Annotated in this window: 18 protein-coding genes and 1 pseudogene; 8 read left to right on the forward strand and 11 right to left on the reverse strand. The window is 66.6% G+C overall.

The genetic code is table 11. The features are described 5' to 3' along the window. Positions 1-133: 133 nt before the first annotated feature. Complete coding sequence (locus CHC09_RS43800) at positions 134-2941, reverse strand: RICIN domain-containing protein (protein WP_089299190.1); 2808 nt, start codon at positions 2939-2941, stop codon at positions 134-136. 123 nt (positions 2942-3064) lie between these two features. On the opposite strand from CHC09_RS43800, the gene CHC09_RS43805 reads away from it, so the two are divergent. Continuing rightward, positions 3065-3259, forward strand: a complete 195-nt coding sequence (locus CHC09_RS43805; protein ID WP_089299191.1) for a hypothetical protein — start codon at positions 3065-3067, stop codon at positions 3257-3259. On the opposite strand, the gene CHC09_RS43810 is transcribed toward CHC09_RS43805, so the two are convergent. From CHC09_RS43810 to CHC09_RS43825, 4 genes are all read right to left on the reverse strand, one after another. Beyond that, entirely contained in the window at positions 3227-3700 is a 474-nt protein-coding gene (locus CHC09_RS43810; RefSeq protein ID WP_089299192.1) for a hypothetical protein, read from the reverse strand. The two genes, CHC09_RS43805 and CHC09_RS43810, sit on opposite strands and share 33 nt — an antisense overlap. A 117-nt stretch (positions 3701-3817) precedes the next feature. After that, entirely contained in the window at positions 3818-4345 is a 528-nt protein-coding gene (locus CHC09_RS43815) for an NUDIX domain-containing protein (protein ID WP_089299207.1), read from the reverse strand. Between the two features lie 303 nt (positions 4346-4648). After that, on the reverse strand, positions 4649-5305 hold the full coding sequence (locus tag CHC09_RS43820; RefSeq protein ID WP_089299193.1) for an HAD family hydrolase: 657 nt from the start codon (positions 5303-5305) through the stop codon (positions 4649-4651). A 129-nt stretch (positions 5306-5434) separates the two neighbouring features. After that, on the reverse strand, positions 5435-6181 hold the full coding sequence (locus CHC09_RS43825; RefSeq protein WP_089299194.1) for a hypothetical protein: 747 nt from the start codon (positions 6179-6181) through the stop codon (positions 5435-5437). Between the two features lie 384 nt (positions 6182-6565). Between CHC09_RS43825 and cpt the strand changes: the two genes are divergently transcribed. Beyond that, complete coding sequence (gene cpt, locus CHC09_RS43835) at positions 6566-7099, forward strand: chloramphenicol phosphotransferase CPT (RefSeq protein ID WP_089299196.1); 534 nt, start codon at positions 6566-6568, stop codon at positions 7097-7099. A 150-nt stretch (positions 7100-7249) separates the two neighbouring features. Here the strand turns inward: cpt and CHC09_RS43840 are convergent, their stop codons facing one another. After that, the gene (locus CHC09_RS43840) at positions 7250-8296 is read right to left on the reverse strand and encodes a glycoside hydrolase family 43 protein (protein WP_089299197.1); all 1047 of its coding nucleotides are present in this window, start codon (positions 8294-8296) and stop codon (positions 7250-7252) included. Between the two features lie 130 nt (positions 8297-8426). Between CHC09_RS43840 and CHC09_RS43845 the strand changes: the two genes are divergently transcribed. Continuing rightward, positions 8427-9953 (forward strand): ricin-type beta-trefoil lectin domain protein, encoded by a 1527-nt coding sequence (locus CHC09_RS43845; protein WP_239138921.1) that lies wholly within the window; start codon positions 8427-8429, stop codon positions 9951-9953. Between the two features lie 423 nt (positions 9954-10376). Here the strand turns inward: CHC09_RS43845 and CHC09_RS43850 are convergent, their stop codons facing one another. Beyond that, the gene (locus tag CHC09_RS43850; RefSeq protein ID WP_089299198.1) at positions 10377-10799 is read right to left on the reverse strand and encodes a DUF3052 family protein; all 423 of its coding nucleotides are present in this window, start codon (positions 10797-10799) and stop codon (positions 10377-10379) included. 152 nt (positions 10800-10951) lie between these two features. Here CHC09_RS43850 and CHC09_RS43855 point away from each other — a divergent pair, with 152 nt between their 5' ends. The 3 genes and pseudogenes from CHC09_RS43855 to CHC09_RS43860 all read left to right on the forward strand — a co-directional run. Further along, a complete protein-coding gene (locus CHC09_RS43855; protein WP_089299199.1) occupies positions 10952-11413 on the forward strand; it encodes a hypothetical protein in 462 nt (153 codons plus the stop codon). 180 nt (positions 11414-11593) lie between these two features. After that, positions 11594-11725, forward strand: coding sequence for a hypothetical protein (locus CHC09_RS48660; protein WP_275407990.1), 132 nt, complete (start codon positions 11594-11596; stop codon positions 11723-11725). A gap of 48 nt (positions 11726-11773) precedes the next feature. Further along, positions 11774-12439 (forward strand): annotated as a pseudogene (locus CHC09_RS43860) (PCRF domain-containing protein); the annotation flags it as partial. A 914-nt stretch (positions 12440-13353) separates the two neighbouring features. On the opposite strand, the gene CHC09_RS43865 reads toward CHC09_RS43860, so the two are convergent. Further along, entirely contained in the window at positions 13354-13740 is a 387-nt protein-coding gene (locus tag CHC09_RS43865) for a hypothetical protein (RefSeq protein WP_089299201.1), read from the reverse strand. Positions 13741-14086: 346 nt separating this feature from the next. Continuing rightward, the gene (locus CHC09_RS45995; RefSeq protein ID WP_179277557.1) at positions 14087-14482 is read right to left on the reverse strand and encodes a hypothetical protein; all 396 of its coding nucleotides are present in this window, start codon (positions 14480-14482) and stop codon (positions 14087-14089) included. Between the two features lie 267 nt (positions 14483-14749). Here CHC09_RS45995 and CHC09_RS43870 point away from each other — a divergent pair, with 267 nt between their 5' ends. After that, the gene (locus tag CHC09_RS43870; protein ID WP_089299202.1) at positions 14750-15280 is read left to right on the forward strand and encodes a riboflavin biosynthesis intermediates N-glycosidase; all 531 of its coding nucleotides are present in this window, start codon (positions 14750-14752) and stop codon (positions 15278-15280) included. A gap of 50 nt (positions 15281-15330) precedes the next feature. Continuing rightward, complete coding sequence (locus tag CHC09_RS43875; RefSeq protein WP_203833457.1) at positions 15331-15948, forward strand: transposase; 618 nt, start codon at positions 15331-15333, stop codon at positions 15946-15948. A gap of 668 nt (positions 15949-16616) precedes the next feature. On the opposite strand, the gene CHC09_RS48255 is transcribed toward CHC09_RS43875, so the two are convergent. Then, positions 16617-16880, reverse strand: a complete 264-nt coding sequence (locus CHC09_RS48255; RefSeq protein ID WP_239138922.1) for a hypothetical protein — start codon at positions 16878-16880, stop codon at positions 16617-16619. Between the two features lie 556 nt (positions 16881-17436). Further along, positions 17437-17640 (reverse strand): hypothetical protein, encoded by a 204-nt coding sequence (locus CHC09_RS43885; RefSeq protein WP_089299203.1) that lies wholly within the window; start codon positions 17638-17640, stop codon positions 17437-17439. Positions 17641-18681: the final 1041 nt, after the last annotated feature.

Consider the following 18681-nt stretch of genomic DNA (forward strand, 5'->3'; position numbering starts at 1 on the left):
CTCGAGACCGCGGCGCGCCGCCCATCGGGAGTGGGCGGCGCGCCGCGCGAGTTCGTCACAGGGCTTGGCAAGTGGCCTATGCACGGGGCTCCGTAGGCGTACCAAGAAATGGTTAAAGGTCGGATGTAGGTCTTTATCCGGGGATGATGCGCCAGCGCTGGCTGGTCAGGCCGAGGTCGGACCATTGGCCCACGTCGGCGCTGTTCGCGGTGGAGCGGCCCTGGACCTCGAGGACCTTTCCGCTGTGCCGGGCGACGATCGCGAAGACGTTCAGGCCGGTCCAGGCGAGGCGCCACTGCTGGTTGGTGGTGCCGTTGTAATCCCATTGGACGGCCTTGGCGCCGTCAGCGGTGGACTGCCCGGAAATGTCGACGCACTTGCCGTCCATGTCGCTGATGATTTTGAAATGGCCGCCGCCGGCGTCCTGGAACGTCCAGACGTGGTCCGCGCTGCCGACCGGCGGGTACTGCTGCAACTGGGCGCCGTTCGCGGTCGACATGTTGTTGATCGCGAGCACCTGGTTCGAGTGGGTGGCCGCCAGTTTCACCTTGCCGTCCGGGATCAGGCGCCAATTGTGGTCGGCCGTGCCGTTGTCGGCGAATTGCACGACGTTGGCGGAGTCCGCGGTCGACATCCCGGCGACCCCGAGGACCTTGCCGGAGTTCTTGTTCTTGATCCGGACGTATCCGGTGCCGTTGTCGAGGATCTGCCAGAGGTGGTCGGCGGTGCCGTTGTCCTCGAACTGGACCACCTGTGCGGAATCGGCCGTCGACATCAGATCGACGCCGAGCAGTTTGCCGCTGTTGACGTTCTGGATCTTCACCCAGCCGTCGCCGCCGTCCACGAGGCGCCACAGGTGGTCGGCGGTGCCGTTGTCGCCGAACTGCACCACCCGGGCGCTGTTCGCGGTCGACATGCCGTCGACGCCGAGCACCTTGCCGCTGTTCTGGTTCTGGATCCGGAAGGCGACCCCGGCCGTCTGCCACGGGGTGCCCGCGCCGATCGTCGGAAAGGAGGTGATCCGCAGCCGGGCGGCGCCCATCGGGATCAGCGTGACCTGCTCGATGGGTTCGCTCGACGGTGTCGGGCTGTCCTGCAGCGGGGTGACGATCGTGTCGGCGTCGGCCTTCCAGTTCGGAATCTTCCGCGCGGAGGTGGTCATCCTGATCGGCGCGTTCGCCGGGGTGAACGGGTCGTTGACGTTGCCGAGCCCGGTGGTGACCGAGAACTGGGTGGCGCCGTCGAGCCCGTAGTTCCAGGCGGAGCCGGGCCGCACCTCGCGGGTCGGCCAGGTCGCCGAACCGCCGATCTGCGTCCAGTTCTCGGTGATGGCGAGGGAGAACGTGAGCGCGCCGAAGTCGACCGACACCGATTTGTGGTTGGCGTTCCAGGTGCGGGTCCGGGCCCGCATAGGCAGGCGAAGGACGATCCGGTCGCCGGTCGCCCAGGTCCGAGAGATTTTCGCGTACGACGGACCGGCCGCCACCGTGGCCGCGCTCCCGTTCACGGTGAGCACGGGCTCCGCGCACCACCCCGGAACACGCAGGTAGACCGGGAAGGCCAGTGGTTTCGGTGTGGTCACCGTGTACGTGATGGTGTCCCCGAACGGATAGGCCGTGTCCGCCTTGATCGACACGGTGGTACCGTCCGCGACCTTCGCCGTGACCGTGGCCGGGCCGTGCAGGGTCGCGGCGAGCCCACCGTCCGGGGTGGCCACCCACATCTCCTCGACGTAGTACGGCCAGCCCATCCCGTAGTTGTGCGGACAGCACCGATAGTTGTCGATGCCGAGCATGTACCCCTGCATCGCGAACCCGTTCTGGAACTGCCCGGCGTGTCCCGGGGAGTCGAGCAGGGCGATGCTGTTCGCGCTGGTGATGTAATGGATGCCACGCTGCTGCGCGTCGAGCGACGCGGGCAGCGAGTTGAACGCCAGGTCCTCGGTGCGGTCGGCCCAGATCGGGTCGCCGGTGATCCGGGTCAGGATCTCGTGGCTGGCCATGAACTCGACGATGCCGCACGTCTCGAAACCCTGTCGCGGGTCGCCGAAGCCGGGGCGCGCGTTCTCGTCGCCGGCGAACCCACCTCCCGGGAACTGCCCGTACGTTCCCATGATCGTGTTGTAGTCGTTGTAGCTGGCGGTCCGGTGCGCCGCGTCGCCGCTGAGGATCGAGTAGACGGCCGGCTCCCGGAAGCCCTGGGCCAGGTTCACGTTGTGCAGCGACGGCAGGTTGTTGACGTAGTTCGCCGAGTTCGCGTGGATCTTGCGGGCCAGATCGAGCAGGAACGCGTCGCCGGTCCGGTTGTAGGTCCAGAACACCACCTCGAGCGTGTCCGCCCAGCGCAGGCTCCCCCAGCTCTGGTTGAAGGCGCCCGGGCCCTGCGCGTTGACGAACTGGAAGAACCGGGTGAAGAACGGGACGACGCGACTGTCGTTCGTGTACTCGGCGTACGACCGCAGCGCGTGCAGCATCGGCATGTGCGGCCAGAAGTCCGGGCCGCCGCCGAGGCTGGTGCGCAGGCCGGACGGGCCGAAGAAGCCGTCGCCGGCCTGGGTGGCGAGGACTCCGTTGACCCATCGGGTGGTCTCGGTCTGCACCCGGGAGTCGCCGGTCACGAAGCCGAGGCTGGAGAAGCCCTTGAGCCAGTACGGCAGTTCCTCCCAGCCGCCCAGGTTCGGGTGGATCCAGCCGGTGTTGTCGTACTGCAGAAAGTGTGAGATCTCGGTCATCCGGCCGTTGATGCCGTTGAGCTGGTAGTTCAGCTGGGTCGCGAGCCAACCGGCCGCCCGGGTCGCGCCGGGCGGGAGCCGCAGAAAGGCGTCGGGGTTCAGCGGGGCCCGGTTCGTCACGTATCCCGGGGCGGCGGCAGCGGCTTGCGCCGCGGTGGCGCCGGCAAACGGGGCTGCGGCGGCGATGGCGAGCAGCGTACGACGTTCCACGGGGCCTCCGGTGTTCGCTTGTGCGCGGTTGTGTGCGAGCGTTACCGGATCGTAAAACTTCAATGCATCCCTGTAAACAAACTTCAATGAACTTGTCCACAGAAGGCTGTCGATGCATCGGCCTTGCGTTGGCCGGCCACGCCCCCCGGCATCAGCCGGTTCGCCAGCGGCCTGACCACCGATCTCGCCGCGGTCACCGCCGGGCTGAGCCTGCCCTTCAGCTCCGGAGCGGTCGAAGGCAACGTCAACCGCATCAAGATGCTCAACGGCCGAGCGAGCTTCGGCCTACTCCGCGAACGGACCCTGCCCGCTTCGTGACCGAACGCCTTGCCCGAGATTGATCATGCTGTTCGGTCCCCGAGGCAGCCCGCTACCGACAGAGCCAAGCGCGTATGCGGACCAGCGGACGTAGAGCCGTTCACCGGCCGATGCGGCGCCGCGAGCCACCGGAGCGAGTTCACCTGCAATGGGCCAGTGCCTCAGCGCGGCTTCGAGTGTCTCCTCATCAGCTGAGGCGAGCGCGTCGCGCAGGGTGTCAGTCAGCGTGGCGACGTAGTAGTCGATGTAGATACCGAGTTCTGAGACGATGGCCAGATGACGCTCGTCGCAGTTGACGTCGTCATAGGAGCGATCGTTAAGGAAACACTCCAGCTCACGCAGGACGACGGAGAGTTCGCCGTTGTCCGGCAGAGTTGGGCGGCTCGTGTTCGGACCGGCAGCGGCATCGTTCGGCGCGTGGAAGAACACGATCGAGGGCATGGCAGAGATCATGCCCGCTCTCAGGCAAGGCAGCCGTCCACCCACTCGATGTCCGATGCGATGCCGCGGCTGAGACAGCGAAGACCAATCACGATGTTCGCAACAACTGCTCGCCGGCTAATTCGACTGCAACCGATAGAGGGTCAGCGCGGCCAACGACGGCGCGTCCACCACCTGCCCCGAACGAATCATTGCCAAGATCTCCGCGTCACTGAAAGCACGGTGGATCATGTCCTGTTCACTGGCCTCCCGATCAGGCGCGCCTTCCTCGAGGTCCGTTGCGAGATAGACATCAAATCCCTGCGTCGAGAAGCCATACGCCTCGAACAGATGCCCCAGGTGCGCCATCGACCCCGCCCGCAGGCCGGTCTCCTCGGCCAGCTCCCGCCGAGCGAGGGCAACCTGGTCGCCGGCAGCACCCCGACCCCAGCTGCCCTGCGGAAACTCCCACGCCCGCCGCCCCACCGGATAGCGAAACTGCTCCACCATCCAGAACCCGCCATCGCAGCGTGGCAAGACCAACGCGAAGTCCGGCTTCTCCACCACCCCGAAGATGCCGGGACTGCCGTCCGACCGCAGGATCTCGTCCTCTCTGACAGTCATCCACGGATTGCGATACACCACGCGGCTACTCACCCGTTCCATCACGTGATGATCTCAACGACCGCAACTGATCTTGTCGCCGGTCAGGAGGGGGTGTCCTCTGCCAACGGAGTCTGTCCGTGTGCCACTCCACCTTGTCCGCAGCGAACCGCAGCACTGACGCCGGTTCCCCGCGCGCGGAGGAGCTACGCCGGTTCCGATCGTCTGTTGCGACTCCAGGATCGGCGGCCGGCCGCCTCGAAGTCGGGGATTTACGCTGTGTCACCGGGTAAGTGGGGATGCCAATGCGGATCGCGGCAATCTCTTACCCGCTGACCGACTGGGATCGGAAATAGGAGACCTCGGCTACTCGGGTGGCGTGAGCGCGCCATTGGACAGGATCGGTGAGAGCGCCACGCGCAGGTCAGCCGGCGCGCGATACACGATGCCCTGCATGCCGAGCCTGATGGCGGCGTCTACGTTCTCCTGGAGGTCGTCGACAAACAGGCACCTGTCCGCGGCGGCGCCGACCCGGTCGGCGGCCAGTTCGAAGATGCGGCGGTCGGGCTTGGCCACACCGACAAGCGAGCTGTTGATGACGTGGTCCGCGAGGTCCGTAAGGCCGAGCAGGGCCAGATCCTCGTCCAACCACACGGTCGCATTGGTCACCAGCACCACTGGGCAATGCGCCCGAACCTGGCGCAGCATGCCCACTACCGCCGCGTCCGCCCGGAACCCGGCGCCGTCGAATGCGGCGGCCAGCGCGTGCGCCTCCGACTCAGGCACCCGCTTTGCGAGCGTAGCGGCGATCGATGCGACCCATTGCTCTCTGCTGATCTGCCCCAACAACAGCGGCAGGTCGTTCTCTGGAGCGAACGCGATGCCCGCCGTGGCGCCCTCCCGCAGGCCAACCGCACGCTCGAGACAAGCGACCTCGGAATGGTCGTAATAGCGGATCACACCATCGACATCGCACAGGACCGCGTCGAACGGCGCCGTGCCTGGGCTGAGGTAGGCAGTCATCCCGTCCTGCGTGAATGATCACTGCGATGAGGCTTCGGACCTGGTGGCGTCCGGGGCACCCGTCCGGCATCGTTGCCGGGCTTGCTGGCCGCGTGGCTGCATGAGTGCACCGCTGTGCTGCCGAAGCGCTCAGTCGAATTCGTGAGAGAAGATGTGAACTCGGCCTGTGGAACGATCGATCCGGACGGTGTCCAATCCGAAGCTGTCCAGCTGGGCCGCCTGATCTGCCTGGTGTGGCTCGAACACCTGCAAACCGAGCTTCGGAGACTCAGGACCCAGCGGAACGTCTTCGGCCAGTACCGTGTCCAGCAGGACGTGCGCCGCAGGGCCCGCGCCGTCGTCGACCGACATGGAGACCATCAGGTGTTCGTGGCCGGATTCGAGCCAACGCGCCTGCGCGATCCAGACGGTTTGCACCTGCGGATGCGCCAGGATCCGTGCCGCGAACGCATTTCGCAGTGCAACCGCCACGGGATGCGTCGACCACGCCAGCCGCATCGTCTGGTCGCCCTGGGTGTGCATTCCTCGCACCCGCAGCGTCCTGGACACGAGAGGCAACGGAACCTTCGCCCACTCCTGGACGGCAAACACGGCCAGCGTCTGGATGCCGGTGTGCTCGGCGATGTCGAGCAGTCGCAGTGCGTCGCAGAACACGGAACCGGCAGCATCGCGCAGCAACCGCTGGCAGGAAGCCTCGCTGGTGTAGCCGGGCAGCACCGGGCCGGTGTCGTCAACGCGGAGAAAGACCACCGAACCCTGCCCGTTGATCGGTACATAGACACCACCGTCGACCAGCGCGGCGAGGAGAGCGTCAGTCTCATCGGCGGGCCGACCCCGTTCGAGGATCGTTTCGAGGGCATCGTTGGGGCCGGGCATCGCCGGAGCTTAACGGTTCGGCCGTCGCGCGCGCCGGCCGGTTCCCGGAGTTCGTGCCGGAGCCGAGTTCGGGTTCCAGATGTTACTGAGTTCGGGCATCGGCGGGATCTCATCGGTCTGGATGTTCATCGGCTCTGGCGCCACCGTCGAAGCCGACGAGTCGGCGCGCCACCGAATCGAAGTGGCGTCACGCACGGCGACGGCCTCAAGATTCGCGCTCGACGCGAACGGCGGTCGGCTCGCGTGCGAGGCGTCTCGAGCGGACCTTGAGGAAGCCGCGCCGCGGTGATCAAGGGTGCCACCACCCCTGTCGGTCCGGCACCATTGCTCCGTGCTCCAGCCGCTTCGTCGCGCCGAGCCGGTCTCTGAAGGGAAGTTCGTCGAGTGAGCATTGACGTCATAGTCGTGAATGGCGGGTCCAGTTCGGGCAAGTCCGGCATCGTCCGCTGCCTCAAGGCGATCCTTCCCCAGCCGTGGATCAACATGGGTGTGGACGACCTGGTCGATCGCCTGCCGCCCGCTCTCCTCGGGTCCGGCTCCGGTATCTTCTTTGGGCAACATGGCGAAGTAGTCCTCGGGGAGGACTGGCGAGCAATCGAGACAGCCTGGACGACGGGTGTCGCCGCCATGGCCCGTGCGGGCGCACGGATCATCATCGATGACGTCTTCCTCGACGGCCGGACCTCGCAGGAGCGCCTCCGCGACCACCTCGACGGCCTGGAAGTGCTGTGGGTCGGTGTGCACTGCGCGCCAGAGGCCGCCGCCGCACGGGAGTTCGCCCGAGGGGATCGAGCACCCGGGATGGCCGCGCTCCAGGCAGAGACAGTGCACAAGGGCGTCGTGTACGACGTGCAGGTCGACACCACGCACGCCGAATCGCTGGACTGCGCCCGTGCCATCGCGCGGCACGTGCGCTGACAGGAAGGTGGAATCTGGCCGCGACGCGCGGCAGCGGCCCGGGGTCGCGCGGGCGTCGCGCGGGAATGTCACGTGACTCGGCTCGAGCCTGGCCACAGGGCTCCATCGGTCGTACCTTGGAAATGATCTTGAAGCTTTTGACTGTCGCTGTTATTCGAAGAATTTGATGCTGTAGCCGGTGTTGCTGGTCGGTCCCGGCACGTTCGCCCGCGAGTACGTGGTGTTGCCCCACCAGCAGAACGTGCCGGTGTACCAGTACCGGTTCGCCCAGCTGTACGGCATTCCCTCGGGGACCGCGTGGTACATCAGCGGGAATCGCGGACCGGCCGGTGGGCTGGTCGCGATGTCGCCGTTGAGCAGCACGAACGTGTGGTGGCCAGGCCCGTTGGCAGACAGGGTGGGATCCCAGCCGGCCATCATCGTGGCCCGGTTCGAGCCGAACAGGCAGCCGTTCGACTTGTACCAGTCCCAGACGTACGTGGGGTCGCCGCCGGCGCGCAGGCGCAGGTCGGCGATGCAGTACTGCTCGCTCCAGCTGCCGTTGGCGGAGTACGTGACGTGCAGCTGGCCGTTCGGGTCACGGATCGCCTCGGGCCCCTCGTTGATGAACGGATTGCCGATCACCCGCTCCCAGCTCTCCCGGGGCTGGGAGATCACGTACCGCGCGCCGGTGGTCGCGGTCGGGCTGCTCATCCGGGCGATGTAGAGGTTCTGTTCGACGTTGGTGTCGCCGGCCCAGCCGGACCAGACGAACCACCGCTGCCCGTTGAAGACGAACATGGTGCCGTCGATCGCCCACTTGTCGTCGGGCAGGACCATTCTGGTCGCGCCGGTGTATCCGGACGCGGCGGCGGTCGAACTGATCACGTACATCCGGTGGGCGGCGCCACGACCGGCGGTGAAGTAGATGTAGTAGCGACCGCCGTCGTAGTGGATCTCCGGCGCCCAGACCTCGCCGAGGTTGCCGGTGTCAGACCACACCGTGCGGGCGGCCACGCCGGCCAGTGCGTCGGGTGAGGCCGCTTGGCGCACGGCGATGCCGCCGCCCACCGACTGCACCGCGACGTAGGTGCCGCCCACCCGCAGCACGCTCGGGTCGGCGGCTCGCAGAGCGGTCTGTGCTGCGGAAACCGGCTCGGCCACCAGGGCGAGGAGACCGGCCACGGCCAACGCAGCGAGCTTTCGCGAGATTCCCATGCGCAGGTCACCGCCAAGAATTCATAGACGAAACTATTTGTTCAAGTTTGTTGACAGTAAGGCCGGGGGCTGCCGAGAATCAACCTCCGAGAGCGCTCTCTTCCACACCCCCACATCGGAAGGACGTTCGATGCCCCGTCCTCTCACCGCGCTGGTAGTCGGCGCCGCCACCGTCGCCGCGGTCGGCATGAGCCCACCCGCGAGCTTCGCGAGCCCCGCACCAACCCCGGTCCATCTCGACCTGGCGCCCGGAATGCTGGCCGCGATGCAGCGCGACCTGCATCTCGACGCGGACCAGATCGCCGCACGGCTCACCACCGAAGCGGCCGCCCCGGTCATCGAGAAGCGTTTGCGCACACAACTCGGCGCGCACTTCGCGGGCGCCTGGATCCCGGACGGAGCCAGCCGCCTCACCGTCGCCGTCACCAGCCGGGCCGACGCCGAAAAGGTGCGGGCCGAGGGGGCGAACCCGGTCATCGTCGAACGTGGCCAGAACGACCTCGACGCCGCCCGCGCGAAGCTCGACAAGCGCGGCGCGCGGGCCCCGGACACGATCCGCGGCTGGTATGTCGACCCCGCAACCAACAGCGTCGTGATCACCACCAAGCCCGGCACCGAGGCACAGGCCCGCGAGTTCGCCGCCGCCGCGAAGGCCGGCCCGGTCACCGTCCGGACCACCGCCGAGCAGCCGCGACCGCTGTACGACACCCGCGGCGGCGACCAGTACGTCATCAACGGCAACACGCTCTGCTCGGTGGGCTTCCCCGTCGCCGGCGGCTTCGTCACCGCCGGACACTGCGGCGGCGCCGGCAGCCCGACACTCGGATACAACAACCAGGCGCAGGGTACGTTCGCCGGCTCATCGTTCCCCGGCAACGACTACGCCTGGGTACGCACCAACGGCAACTGGGTCTCCCAGCCGTGGGTGAACAACTACTCCGGCGGCAACGTCCTCGTCTCCGGGTCGCAGGACGCGGCCATCGGCAGCTCGATCTGCCGCTCCGGCCGGACCACCGGCTGGCGCTGCGGCACCCTGCTCGGCCGGAACGAGACCATCAACTACGCGCAGGGCGCCGTCTCCGGCCTGAGCCGCAGCAACGCCTGCGCCGAACCCGGCGACTCCGGCGGATCGTGGATCTCCGGCAACCAGGCGCAGGGCGTCACCTCCGGCGGCACCGGCAACTGCACCTCCGGCGGCACCATGTGGTTCCAGCCGGTGAACGAGATCCTTCAGGTGTACGGCCTGTCGCTGACCACGACCGGCGGTGGCAGTGGCGGCTCGGCGATCATCAGCAACTGGAACAACCTCTGCGTGGACGTGCCGAACAGCAACTTCTCCGACGGCGTCCAGGTGCAGACGTGGGGCTGCAACGGCACCGGCGCGCAGAAGTGGGAGGCCGTCAACGGCTCGCTGCGCACCGGGAACAACAAGTGCCTGGACGTGCCGTGGGGATCGACCGCCAACGGCGCGATCATCCAGATCGCCAACTGCAGCGGGAACCCGGCCCAGCAGTGGGTGCTCAGCGCGGCCGGGGACCTGGTCAACCCGCAGGCGAACAAGTGCCTGGACGTCAAGGACTGGGTGAACGGCGACGGCGCGAAGCTGCAGCTGTGGGACTGCGCCGGCACCCTCAACCAGAAGTGGCGCCGCGGCTGAGGTCTGTGGCGGGTCGGCCGGCGGCGTCGTTGCCGTCGGCCTCCCGTGGGCGCCGGTCCGCCGTTGCGGTTCGCCCGCGATCTGGCGCGTCCGGCCGGTGACCGCCCGGTGATTCGGAGCCACCGCCTCGACCTGATACCGCACCCAGCTCGACGACATGCACGCCCTGTCGGCGGTGCTGCATGAGGGCGACCGGGTCGCCGCCCGCGACATCGACAGCCTCGCCCTGCCGCGGCGGCCGGCGTCTCGGTCTGTCGTTTGTGTGGCTCGCCCAACGGTAGTGCCGAGCAAACCGATTGCGAGAACTTCGTATGGCCGCGAGGTTCGACTCACGACGGTCAGCACAATCGGGAACTTTTGTCCATCTGACCGCGGAGCAACGCAACAGCACGATCCTCATGCGGCCACGCTGGGACCGGATCGCTAGTCGGCAGGTATGCGGTTTTCGCGGCGGATGACCAGCCGCAGGCCCGACCAGATCCCGTCGATCGCACATACCTTGTTGTCGACCAACCCGGTCGGCAGCGCGACTTCACGGACGACGTCCTCGGTGACGTCCGTGGGTACCTTCGACGCTCGCTTCGGCCACGCGACCCAGAAGCCGCCGTCCTGGGCCATGCCGCGTCTGACCTCGTCGAGGCGGGTCTGCAACTCGTGGCGTTCGGTCACGAACAGCACGATCACGTCGGTCGGCGCGTCGGCGGCCAGACCGGGCAGGATGACGACCCCGCCGGGCAGGCCATCGAGAGTGGTCGCGAAGCCGACTGGCGCGTCCAGCAGTGCGACTCGGTGACCCGGTTTGATGCCGAGCTTGCGGTACAGCGGCGTGCCCGAGTAGCCAGCCATGTCAGCCCCGTTGCCTTCGCAATTGTCGGTTACCCATGGATCGTAGCCGTGGGACCGAGGCTGATGCGTATACCAAGCGCTCGGCCGGGCCGCCACGCTCCGTTCGAGCGGATCGCGGCAAATGAGGGCGATGGAAGCGGGACAATCCGTTCATGTTGATCCTCGCGGCTAGGGACATTCTCGTGTCGATGCTTGCCGATGCGGGAGTGGACCCGGACACGATGACCTCGTCCGACGTGCGAACGATCGTCGATGTCTTCCGCGGGTTCGCCGCGCTCCCTGTCGATGGGGTAGCGCCGCCCGAGGAAGACGGTGACGGAGTCCTCGCCCAGTTCGGAACCCACGACTTCCGTGGTCGACCTGAGTTCTCGGCTGATCTCACGCGGCAGTTCGTCGAGGCTGATGATGAGGACGCGCCGATGTGGCAACTGAGCTGCACGCTCTATTGGGCTGCGGGTGCGGAGACCGATGGTCTTGGATTCGGACACCTATGGTCCTTCGGCAAGACGCTCGACGAGTTCTTCGCCGAGGCCGGTGCCCTTCACGGCTGGGCATGGGCGTTGGACGGCCTGGATGCGCCCCAGGATCTCGTGATCACACTCGAAGCGCTCTGAGTGGCTGGCTACGAGCGTGTGCACCCACAGAGGTTCGCCGTTACATTGCGTAGCGATCGACTTACGGCAGATCAGTGCACCCACACACGACAACGGCCGGGTTCATATCTTGGTGTCTCGGCTGCCGAGATCGCCCACAACCAGCATGAGCTGCAGGGTGCCGGTCCGTAGACTTGGCGGGTGAGCGCCAACGAGCTGACCCGCCACCTGCGCGACCTCGCCACGGTCGTCCGCTCGACCGCGCCCGGCCTCGAGCGGCTCCGCCAGACCCGGGCCGAGCTGGAGACCGCGGCGGCCGCGCCGGACCTGTGAAGAGATCCCGCGCACGGGCGGGCGGTCGGCGTCCGCCTCGCCGTCGTCACCCGTGAGCTGGCCCGCGCCGAAACGGTGCGTCAGCGGCTCGACGAAGCGCGACAGCTGCTCGCGCTGGCGGTCGACACCCACGACGACGCGGTCCTCGCCGACCTGCGGACCGAGGCTGACGCGCTGAGCGACGCCGTCGCGGACCTGCGGCTCCCGATGCGCCTCGACGGGCCCTTCGACCTGCGGGGCGCCGTGGTCGTCGTTCGCGCCGCCGGAACCGGCGAGGACACGGCAACGTTGGTCGTGACCATGCTGCGGCAGTACCTCGAATGGGCCGAGCGGCACGGCCTCGTCGTCGCGGTGCCCGACGACGTCCCGCCGGGATCGCGCCTGCTGGAAGGAACGCTGGTCGTAGCCGCGCCGTACGCGTACGGCTTGCTGCGCCCCGAGGCAGGCCGCCATCGCGCTGGGGCGGCCGAGGTCACCGTCACCGTGGCTCCGCTGGTCGAGGACGACGATCCGGACACCATCCAGGACGGGGATGTCCGGGTGGATCTGATGTGCACGCGGGACCCAGCCACAGCGTCGGTTCGATTCACCCATCTGCCGACCGGCCGGAGCGTGTCGTTCCGTAACGACGCGCGCGCGAGGCAACACCGCGAGATCGCCCGCCGGGTGCTCCGTTCGCTACTGCTCGTCGCGGACATCGAGAACCCCGGCTGACCGCGCCGCTCAGCCGGCCGGCAGGCCGTCCTACTCGTGCTCGACCGCGGTGTTTCTACCTCGCTGCGCGCCCGGATCGCGGCAGATCCGTGCGCCGAATCCCGGCAGGAACTTTCCGAGTGATGAGCGCCTTGGCCGCGGATTCAAATGGATGCTGTCGAATCTTGCCGATTTGAGTCCGTATCCCGGCGTGTAGGCAGCATCACCTCAGATCGACGCGACCTTTGGGCGCGGTACCAGTACGCCGCTTCCACCAGCAAAAGCAGCGCTTGAGTGGAAACACCGAAAACCACGCCACCGAGCAGTGCCTTGGACCAAGCTGTTCCCTCAATGAAGTGGTCATATAGCGACATCAAAAACGCTAGCAGCGCGGCTTGAGCTAGCCATCTATATGCCGCACGCCACTTCGATGCTCGTGCGATCGAGCCTCCCGCCTGCATGGCTGGCAGTGTATTGATCGCTCTTGCGATCGACCACCCGTCAGTACCCGAGGGTCACCACGATCACGTGCACGCTCATCGGCTACGAGTGTGTTCCGGTCCGCTAGTGAGCCGTACGGAGCGTGACGCCCCCGCCGGCCCACCGCGCACGACCGGCGGAAGAGGACGCCACGCTCGGCCGTCCATGACCCGGGTAACCGGCGCAGGAGCTGCTACTTCTTCCGTCCTGCGCTAATCACAGCCACCGCCACTCCCACGATCATCAGCACAACGATGAGACAAAAGAGCAAGTGCCATGGCTTGATCGCGCCCATAGCCACGGACCATACCGCGGACCGTCAAGCAAGGTTCGAAGCCGGTAGACCAGCGCTCGCCCGGTCAGCGGCAGGAGTGGGCGTCCGCTGGAATGTCAGCGAACGCCTTCGCAGCAGTGATCAGGAGCCACGACGGGGATAGTGAGCCGGCCGGCCGGCCTTATGCGTTGATGCCGAGCCGGTTGAGCACCTCGAAGAACTGGTCCCCGACGAAGACCTCGGTCGTGGTCAGTGCCGTTTCAACCTCGGCGACTGGTGCCGGGCTCAGGCCGCCCTCGCGTGCCCACGCCACCGCGGCAGTCGCGGCGGCGGTGCCGCTCAGCGTCTCGGCGAGCATGCGCTTCTTGGCCGCTGCCGCCTCAGCTTCGTATTCCGGGTCCACCCAGTCGTCGCCCAGATAGTTGCCGCCCTCGTCGAACGGCGACGACGCCAACACGGTGTACCCGACCGCGCTGTCGATGTTCAACCAGGTGGCCCAGAGCGGCGTCCGTACACCGATCGCGTCCACGTATGCGGCAGAACTGTCGATGACGTCAGCGGCCAGCACTGGAGCTCCGGTCGCATCACGCAGGCTGGTAAGGAATGTGTCTGGCAGCTCGCTGGCTGATTTAAGCGGTTCGTACCAGCCTCGACCATTCTCGACGCGGACAGGCACCAGCCACTGCGGGGGCATGATGGCGATAGAAGACCACTACTAACGCCGCCCGAGACGGCGCAAACGGATAGGGGCGATCGGCTACCAAACGTACTCTCGTCGGCATGTCCGAGCGCCCACGGCGAGCATCGCCGATCATGATCGGTGACCGCTGGTCGATCGCGGCAGCCCTACCAGCGGCAAAAGAGTGCAGTTCGCTTATCGGCCGATCACGATGCTGGCACCGTTCCCGTTGACTCTAACCCTCCTTCACTATTACTAGATCAATTTCTGCTGCGTTATTCCGAGCGTCTCCGTTGATCTGAACCCGATAGCGACCCGACGGAACACAAACCTGGAAAAACTTCTCTCGCAGGACGTCGCTCACTCTGATCTGACCCGAAGGTATGGATATGCGCGTCACGCCAAGCTCGATGGATCCGTGCTTTCCCCATTCGTCGGCACCGGCCCAGAGCCGCACTTGAACGTCTCCGTCGCTGCCGTGCTGCACCAGAATGACAGTAGCCGTTTCGCTGCTCACAAAGGCCGGCTGCTTTCCCTCGGTATCCTCCGGGAACGCATCAGGAAGTCCATTATCCTCGTCGTGGCTGAAATCGGTTATGTACACCAGGCCCCACCCGAGGTCCTGACGCATACTGGCTAACTGCATGCCACACCCATCTCTCCACGCTTCTGAATATGCGTGGAGCGTACTATCGGTAGATCGATGGTGTACGCTCTCATCGGCTAGTTCAGCATTCCGGGCCGACCCCGGAGGCTAGTAACCGAGCGTGACTGCCGGTTTGAACAAGTCGCGCACACGGTCGGCGGCATGTCCGAATATTGAGCAGCAACTCGGTTGCGGCGTTGCCGGTGGTCGTGGCACGGTGCCGATCCTGACCCCTTCTATTCCAAGGCCCTGGTGACGATCTACTTTTACGGTGCCGACGAGGTTCCGTATGGCTGCTTCTCGAACTTCTCCCCGCACGGCTTCGACCTGGGCGGCCAATGGTGGCCAACGTCGGAGCACTACTTCCAGGCGCAGAAGTTCGCCGGTACCCGCCATGCCGACCTGATCCGCCGGGCGGCCACGCCCCTGCACGCCGCGCAGTTGGGTCGCGATCGGTCCCGGCCGCTGCGCCGTGACTGGGACCGGGTCAAGGACGACGTGATGCGCCGGGCAGTTGCGGCCAAGTTCGCCGCCCATGCCGACATCCGCGCGGTCCTGCTGGGCACCGGTGACGAGGAGATCGTCGAAGACACCGACACCGACCATTACTGGGGACGTGGCCGGTCCGGGGTCGGCAGGAACATGCTCGGCCGGATCCTGATACGCACCCGTACCCGGCTTCGCGCCGACCAGGCCCACACCGGCGACAAGGGTCATGGCGGCGTCCGCTCATCGACACGACCGGACGCCGGCGACCCTGACACCCGCGGTGACGCTCCGTAGCACTCGGTCAGCGGAAAGTCCGGCTGCAGCGCTATTCGCTGGCGTTGCCGATGGCCTTCCTGCCAAGCCCGGACGGCGCCAAGAAGAGCCTGTCCGCCGCCCAGGCCAAGGCGCTGCTGGCCACGGTCCGGCCCCGCGATACGGCCGGTAAGGCCCGCCGCCGGGTCGCCGCGGAACTGATCGCCGACCTCGAACGGGTCTATCAACGCTCCAAGCAGGCCGACAAGGAACTCAAGGAGCTGGTCGCCTCGACCGGCACCACACTGATGGACCTGCACGGCATCGGCCCCTCCGGCGCCGCCCGGCTGCTGGTCGAGGTCGGCGACGTCACCCGCTTCCCGGACCGGGGGCATTTCGCGTCCTGGAACGGCACCGCGCCAATCGACGCGTCCTCCGGCGACCAGGTTCGTCACCGGCTCTCCCGGGCAGGCAACCGCCAAATCAACCGGGTCCTGCACATCATGGCCACCGTCCAGCTCCGCAACCCGACCGAAGGCCGTGCCTACTTCGACCGGAAGAAGGCATCCGGGAAGACATCGATGGAGGCCATGCGGGCGCTGAAACGACGCCTGTCCGACGTCGTCTACAGGCAGCTGATCAACGACGTCACAGCGACGGCAGCGACGGGTTCGGGAGGACACAGGGAACGTCAGCAAACTCCAGCGTGACCAGCTCGCATCCCCATGCCGGCTCTTCGGAGAAGTCACTTCCCGAACCCGCCGACAGCAAGTCTAAAACCTCGCTCTCGACGGTGTCTTGACACAGAGGGGAGCCAGATCCGGACGCTTTTCGCTGGCGGGGTTTAGGTCCGCAGGCAGTCATGTTCCGCCTAAGCGAGGCTGGCTCGTATCCGTCCAGCTTCTTTGTACTGGGTGCAGACCGCGTTGATGTCGAGGGTTCTGAGAATGAGTTCGACGCCGTCGAACTGGCCGAGGTCATCGAAACGCTGGGCCGAGGTCTACGACTGCTCAGCAAGCGTCGTCCAGCGTGACACAAGACGGCTCACTGCGCCTGACGATCGATTCTGCGATCGTTCTGGTCGTCTCAGGCGAGCCGGATTCATACACCGTCGGCGATGCATGGCGGCTCACCAGATGGCACCCCGCGTGATCGAGCACCTGGCTGTATGTGGCTAAATGAGTGCGCCGACGCACGGGGTCGGTGCGAGGCTATCGGTCCGTCGGACGACGCGGCCCCGAATACCGTCGGCGCAACCACCGAGGAAGGTCGCACCGTCGCACGAACATGCCGACATCGCTCGCCGCGTGAAATGCGTAACCACGGATTTGGGTGCGATGTAGTGGAGTCCGGTCGCTCAAGGCACAACGCAGCCGCTTCACCAACTCGCCATCGATCGACCTGTGCAGGCGGGCGTATTGGCCCAGCGGCTGCAACGCATTGGCCCTCGTTTGGCGCTGGGTGACGCGAGCGCCCGCTTGATCCGCGGCAGCACGACTGCCGATTCGGGATGGTTGAGCACCAGAGCGAGGAGAGCGACACCCACGAATTCGTCGTTCCGGTCGACTGCCTCGTCAACCATTTCCGGCCGTTCGACCACGCCGGTCCGACTGCCTATGAACCAGGGCTGCTCGATCGTCACGTCTTGAGATCATGACACGCCAACGATCCAATCAGAGGCCGATCTACAACGACCGGCGCGCCGGTCCCTGTTCCCCTACATCGGCTGGTACAACACCCACCGCATCCAGAAAGAGCTCGGCTACCGCAGCCCCGACGAGTACGAGACCGCCTGGTATCAGCACCAGAAGGAACGAGCCGAGCCAGCCTTGGCTACCCCTGTCACCGTCCGGGTAGCAGGAAAACCGCTCCATCAAAGCGGGGAAACTCAGGGTCCCTACCGTCCACACCCGTCCCCGCGAGCACCGACTCGGCGCCCGCCAGATCCGCGCTGCAGGTAGCGCACCATCACCGTGGGCCACGCCTCAGCGGGGGGTCAGCGGCTACGGCCGCACCCTCCCAGTCTCCCGCGTCCGCGCAGGCACGGCACGGCTGCAGCGTCCGGGGTGTGGGGGGTGGGATCCGGGCGGACCGGGGTCCGGGTGGCCGGGGCGGCCTTGGGCGTGGCATCCAGAATGGCCGCCCGGCACCACCACTACCGGATGACCCGGCCCCGCAGGGGAGCCGGGCGCATCGATTCAGCCGTTGCCGACTCCCCACGAAGCCTCGGTCGCCTCCACAGGGTGGGTCCCGGAGCCGATGAGCGGCATCCGGGCCGCGACCGCGTGGTCGGCGGACCGGGCCGGGCCGGCCTGTGCGGCGGTCGCCAGGGCCAGGCCACCCGCCGCGATCACGGCGGGGATGATCATGGCCCGGACCAAGGTGACGGTACGTCGCTGCATGTGTCCTCCTCCTTCATCGTCGAGCGCGCGAAGGGGCCGCGCGCCACTGCGGTAACCATGATCGGCGAGGGTCTTTGGGTCGCCTTTCGGTCGCGGTACGCAACGGGGGCGCGCCGGCTGGAACGTCCAGCCAGCCGGCGCTACCGCCAGGTCGCATTGCTGATTTCGGTACCTTGATCGAGCACCGGAAGGGTAGGTTCCTTCGGCGCCACGGCCCGAGCACAGGTATAGCCAGTCATCGTTCAAAATCTTCTTCGAGCGCCACGACCAAGGCTGAGACGCGGACTCGGCTACTTATCTACTGGTGGTACGACCGCAGCCCGGCCATGACAGTGCGTTATGTCGAGGGCATATCCGTCGGCACGGGGCTGTCGGGTCGCGGGTGGCGAGCGGGCTTGTCGCTGGTTGGGCGGGTTGCTCGTGACACCGGTATGCCGGGAACGAAGCGTTGTACGCCACCGGTGATGGTGAGGGAGCCCAAAAACGGCGCCTCTGTCGGAGGAGAACCGGCAGCAGGCGGTCGCCGCGCTCGTCGTCATGATCGGCGAGTGGTGGTCGCTGAAACGGTCAGGATGTGCGGTACCGGACGACCGGTAGTGTGACGATTCGGCCCTGAGCTGCAGGTATGCGGTTCTTATTCTGCCAAGAATGGTCCACCCACAGCCCCTGACCTGGGCAAACACGAATCGATTGTTGGCAGTGCGCGAACCGCCTCGGCCAGATGTGCGGTGAGCTGGGGAAACGTCTTCTTGCGCGTCTTTCGGTGGGGTCTGCGTGCGTCGGCTCATGGCCAACTCAGCCAGCTTCGGTCTCGCTGTTCGGCACACGAGAGGCCCGAGCCCGGAGGGGCAGGGCGGTCTCTCTGGCCGCGCCGGCGTCAGGGTCACTCAGAGTTCGGCAACCGCCCGGAGTCGGCCGCGTTGGTTGCGGGCGCCGCGCCTTATCGGCGGCATGAGAATACGTCGGGCGAAAGGCTTAGCTTTCGGGGGCTGAAGTGCGCAACCCGACTCTCCTGGGGGTCGTCGGTGCTGCCGTCTGGAA

Origin of the sequence: Actinoplanes regularis, assembly GCF_900188005.1 — a bacterium.
GTDB classification, from domain to species: domain Bacteria; phylum Actinomycetota; class Actinomycetes; order Mycobacteriales; family Micromonosporaceae; genus Actinoplanes; species Actinoplanes regularis.

Bases quoted from the DNA above. Each gene is read 5' to 3' on its own strand.
- CHC09_RS43810 (WP_089299192.1), bottom strand. From the start codon at position 3,700: ATGCCCTCGATCGTGTTCTTCCACGCGCCGAACGATGCCGCTGCCGGT.
- CHC09_RS43815 (WP_089299207.1), bottom strand. From the start codon at position 4,345: ATGGAACGGGTGAGTAGCCGCGTGGTGTATCGCAATCCGTGGATGACT.
- CHC09_RS43820 (WP_089299193.1), bottom strand. From the start codon at position 5,305: ATGACTGCCTACCTCAGCCCAGGCACGGCGCCGTTCGACGCGGTCCTG.
- CHC09_RS43825 (WP_089299194.1), bottom strand. From the start codon at position 6,181: ATGCCCGGCCCCAACGATGCCCTCGAAACGATCCTCGAACGGGGTCGG.
- CHC09_RS43840 (WP_089299197.1), bottom strand. From the start codon at position 8,296: ATGGGAATCTCGCGAAAGCTCGCTGCGTTGGCCGTGGCCGGTCTCCTC.
- CHC09_RS43845 (WP_239138921.1), top strand. From the start codon at position 8,427: ATGCCCCGTCCTCTCACCGCGCTGGTAGTCGGCGCCGCCACCGTCGCC.
- CHC09_RS43850 (WP_089299198.1), bottom strand. From the start codon at position 10,799: ATGGCTGGCTACTCGGGCACGCCGCTGTACCGCAAGCTCGGCATCAAA.
- CHC09_RS43855 (WP_089299199.1), top strand. From the start codon at position 10,952: ATGTTGATCCTCGCGGCTAGGGACATTCTCGTGTCGATGCTTGCCGAT.
- CHC09_RS45995 (WP_179277557.1), bottom strand. From the start codon at position 14,482: ATGCGTCAGGACCTCGGGTGGGGCCTGGTGTACATAACCGATTTCAGC.
- CHC09_RS43875 (WP_203833457.1), top strand. From the start codon at position 15,331: ATGGCCTTCCTGCCAAGCCCGGACGGCGCCAAGAAGAGCCTGTCCGCC.
- CHC09_RS43885 (WP_089299203.1), bottom strand. From the start codon at position 17,640: ATGCAGCGACGTACCGTCACCTTGGTCCGGGCCATGATCATCCCCGCC.